The sequence below is a fragment of the Psychromonas sp. Urea-02u-13 genome, assembly GCF_002835995.1.
Classification (GTDB): domain Bacteria; phylum Pseudomonadota; class Gammaproteobacteria; order Enterobacterales; family Psychromonadaceae; genus Psychromonas.
The window spans coordinates 1-3,525 of sequence record NZ_PJBZ01000155.1 but is presented as its reverse complement, the minus strand read 5'-3'; the positions used below and the strand labels follow the sequence as shown (position 1 = coordinate 3,525).

The window sequence follows — 3,525 nt, the reverse complement described above, 5'->3', positions numbered from 1 at the left end:
CCAGCTGGTTTTGCGCCTTGCAGTGGTAACTGGTTACCTCGTAGGCAGTGGGCTGGTACTTATGACGAAGTTTGGCAAACAACACGTGCACCGTACTTACCTGACGATTTTGATAAACGTTTTTTAAATGCAGCACATTCAGACTTGGTATACCCTGGTTATTTACAAGGTGGTGAGCCTATTTTAATTAAGAATATGCACCCAGCTGGGGATATTCAGCTTACTGTGCCACAAGTAAAAATGTTATGTCAGGCTAATATGGGCAGTAAACAGATACCTCTAAAGCTGAATATCGAAACACTGACGTTAGAGCCAAATAAACAATTGTTATCAATGGTTTGGTTAGCACATTTTGAGTGTGATAAAACCCTATTAAAGATTAAAGAGATTGAAGTCAAATTATCTCGTTAAGGATTGGAGAAAAGAATGGCACAAACAACTTTTACAAATACTCGAGGTATCGCGCATAAAGGCAGTGGTGGTAAAAGTATTGTTTTTCCCGATGTATGCTTAACACAAATTGGCAACGCAGTTGTACCAATCCCTTACCCTAATATTGGTGCATCTGCTGATACAGATAAAGGCCCGAAATCAGTGAAAACTGATGGCCAAATGCCAATGGTAAAAGGCGCTATCTATACAAAAAGTACCGGTGATCAAGCTGGAAATAAAAAAGGGATTATTAGTGGCAAAATTGAAGCTGAGTGCGAGTTTATGATGTACTCCTTTGATGTGAAGTTTGAAGGTAAAAACGTATGTCGAATGGGTGATCCATTATTTCATAATAAAAAAAATATTATGGGCTGAGTATTAGTTGATGCAAGAATTAAGTATTCCAGATTTTTTACATAAACAACCTGCTTATCGAGATATCTATGAGCAGTATTGTACTGACGCGTCTTTTTTATGGTTGTTACGCTCTATCGCAATCGAACAGCCTCATTATAGTAGGGGCGATATCTCAGCGTTAGAAAAGCGCATAGATGCTCAGTTAAATGGTTTAATGAGTACCGTTGACATTGGTTGGTCTGTTTGTGAAGAGGCACTTGACCTTGAAGAGCCTGGAGAAGTATTCACCGCAATGGTCGTTGCCATGAGAAGCCATGAGCCACTGAAAATACAGCGTGCTGTTGAAGTAGGTTTAAAATCACAGAGTAGTACTGCAGGTTTAATTTCTGCATTGGGCTGGCTTCCCAATGAAATTGTTACGCCGTGGATCTCTCGATTCTTGAATGGCAAAAATATGCAGCATAAGTTGCTGGGCATAGCGGCTTGTAGTATTAAACGTCAAGATCCGGGGGCAATATTAAGTCATGTTTTCGAAAGGAAAGAGTGTCTTGAAAATGAACTGCTTTATGGCCGTGCCCTCAGACTAGTAGGGGAGTTGCGACGTCAAGATTGTATGCCTGCTTTAGAACTTGCGATTCAGCATGACAATGAGAATATTCGATTTTGGGGGCTTTGGTCTGCCACTTTACTTGGTAGTACCGATTCGCTCATGCAATTAAAGCCGTTTGTATTTGATACTGCGAGTTGTTATCAAGAGATTGCAGTGCAGCTCGTTTTTAGGAAGTTATCCATTGAACAAGCCCGCTTGTGGATTTCTGAATTGGCTCAAAATGAAGCGCTGAATCGAGTGGTGATAAAAGCGACGGGCGTATTAGGTGATGTACATGCGGTTAATTGGCTTATTAAACAGATGTCAGACCGAAAACTGGCAAAATTAGCTGCTGAGTCTTTTGTATTTATTACTGGGGCTGATTTGCAAAAGCATGATTTAGCAATTGAAGCACCTATTCTACATCCATTGCATCCAAGCGATGAAAATGAAAATGAAGATGACGATATTGGCTTAGATGAGGATGAAAACTTGCCTTATCCTGACCAACAAAAAGTGATTGCTTTGTGGCGAACTCATGGGCAGCGTTTCATGCTTGGCCAAAGGTACCTATTAGGAAAAACTATCTCTGGAGATTGGCTTAAAAGTGTTGTTAATAATGGTACACAACGTCAACGCCATGCGGCTGCATTAGAGTTGGCACTAAATGTACCTAGTATACAATTTCCAAATACTAGAGCGAAGGTACCTGCACTATGAGTATTGATAAAAAGCTGTATATCGCAGGTATTGGGGTGATTTCTCCTGTCGGTTTTAATACTCAAATGACGGTTACAGCAGTTGAAGCGGGGGTGAGCGGATATGTATTGTCTGACTTTGATAGCCATACCGGTGAGCCTTTAAAGCTTGCATTAATTTCAGATGATATTTTCAATAAAATTGAAATAGAAACGGGGCTAGAATTAGATCAAGGTAATCGATTTAATATGCGCCATGATCGCATCACCATTATGGCCACTATCGCGTTACAAGAAGCCTGTTCAAAGCTTAAAAGTGACAAAGCGGTACCGTTTATTATGGCACACAGTGAATATCCCTATGACAAAACCGATTTAAGTTCGTTAACAGATAATCTCGCTGATCATGTGTCACCTTGGATAGACAGTAAACTCACCCGCAGTTTAAGCTCAGGGCGCCCTGCAAGCATTGAAGCTATCGATATGATTTTTAATTACTTATACGATTCTGAACATGATTATTTTATCGTCGGTGGCAGTGATAGTTACATCGATGAAGAGTTAATCCAAAAACTTGATGCAGAAGATCGCCTACTTTATATGAATAATGCTGATGGTTTTGTTGCTGGTGAGGGCGCTGCGTATTTAGTGTTGACTAAGAAACCTGAATTAGCATTAATTAAAAACAATCAGGCTATTTCTATTGCTCCTCCTGGTATATCGGAAGAACAAGGCCACTTAAACAGCCAATTACCTTATAAAGGCGAGGGGTTATATCTCGCTTTTAAAGGCGCCCTTAAATCTCCGATTAAACAAAAAATTTCGACTATATACAGTAGCCTTAATGGCGAACATCATTGGGCAAAAGAGCTTGCCGTGGCACAAATGCGTAATAATCCTTTTTTATCAGAGCAAGTTGAAATCAAGCATCCAGCTGAATGTTATGGCGATATTGGGGCCGCGACAAGCACCATGTTAATTGCGCTCTCTGCTCATGATTTGTGGAATACAAAAACTATCGACACTCACCTGGTATATAGTTCATCCGATGGGCCCAAGCGCGGTGTCTTAATTGTTGAGAAAGTAAATGTTAAATAATCTTAGTAAACGCTATAGGAATAAGGATATTTAAATGACGGAAATGTGTGAAGGTATTGCTATTTGTACTCCGCCTGAAGAAGATAAAGCGCCAGAAGACAAAGAAAAGAGTCCGATAAAAATTCGTATTGCTTTGTTTTTTGATGGTACGTTGAATAATCGTACCAACATTGAAGCAAATGAAAGGCCTGAACATCACAAATATGACACGTTAAAGAGCAGAGCTAGCTTTGAAAACGGCCGCACGAATATCGCGATCATGGAAACACACATGGAGGACAAAATACCTTCAGGTTACCAAGTTTATAAGCACTTATATATTCCTGGACAAGGAACCTTTGATTTAAAAGG

5 protein-coding genes are annotated in these 3,525 nt (G+C 40.0%); all 5 read left to right on the top strand.

Annotation, left to right across the window (positions count from 1 at the left end):
* Positions 1 to 411, top strand: a 411-nt coding sequence (locus CXF74_RS20835; RefSeq protein WP_157822495.1) for a DUF2169 domain-containing protein, incomplete at its 5' end; no start/stop codon positions are given.
* Positions 412 to 426: 15 nt separating this feature from the next.
* Positions 427 to 807 (top strand): DUF4150 domain-containing protein, encoded by a 381-nt coding sequence (locus CXF74_RS20830; protein WP_101084492.1) that lies wholly within the window; start codon positions 427 to 429, stop codon positions 805 to 807.
* A 10-nt stretch (positions 808 to 817) separates the two neighbouring features.
* The gene (locus CXF74_RS20825) at positions 818 to 2,098 is read left to right on the top strand and encodes a TIGR02270 family protein (RefSeq protein ID WP_101084490.1); all 1,281 of its coding nucleotides are present in this window, start codon (positions 818 to 820) and stop codon (positions 2,096 to 2,098) included.
* A complete protein-coding gene (locus tag CXF74_RS20820; RefSeq protein WP_101084488.1) occupies positions 2,095 to 3,174 on the top strand; it encodes a beta-ketoacyl synthase N-terminal-like domain-containing protein in 1,080 nt (359 codons plus the stop codon). Before CXF74_RS20825 ends, CXF74_RS20820 begins: the two co-directional genes overlap by 4 nt.
* A gap of 34 nt (positions 3,175 to 3,208) precedes the next feature.
* Positions 3,209 to 3,525: hypothetical protein (locus tag CXF74_RS20815; protein WP_198552946.1), on the top strand; the 317-nt coding region annotated here is incomplete at its 3' end.

What these genes read in the sequence shown, in the direction of transcription:
- CXF74_RS20830 (WP_101084492.1), top strand. Translation starts at nt 427, where the DNA reads ATGGCACAAACAACTTTTACAAATACTCGAGGTATCGCGCATAAAGGC.
- CXF74_RS20825 (WP_101084490.1), top strand. Translation starts at nt 818, where the DNA reads ATGCAAGAATTAAGTATTCCAGATTTTTTACATAAACAACCTGCTTAT.
- CXF74_RS20820 (WP_101084488.1), top strand. Translation starts at nt 2,095, where the DNA reads ATGAGTATTGATAAAAAGCTGTATATCGCAGGTATTGGGGTGATTTCT.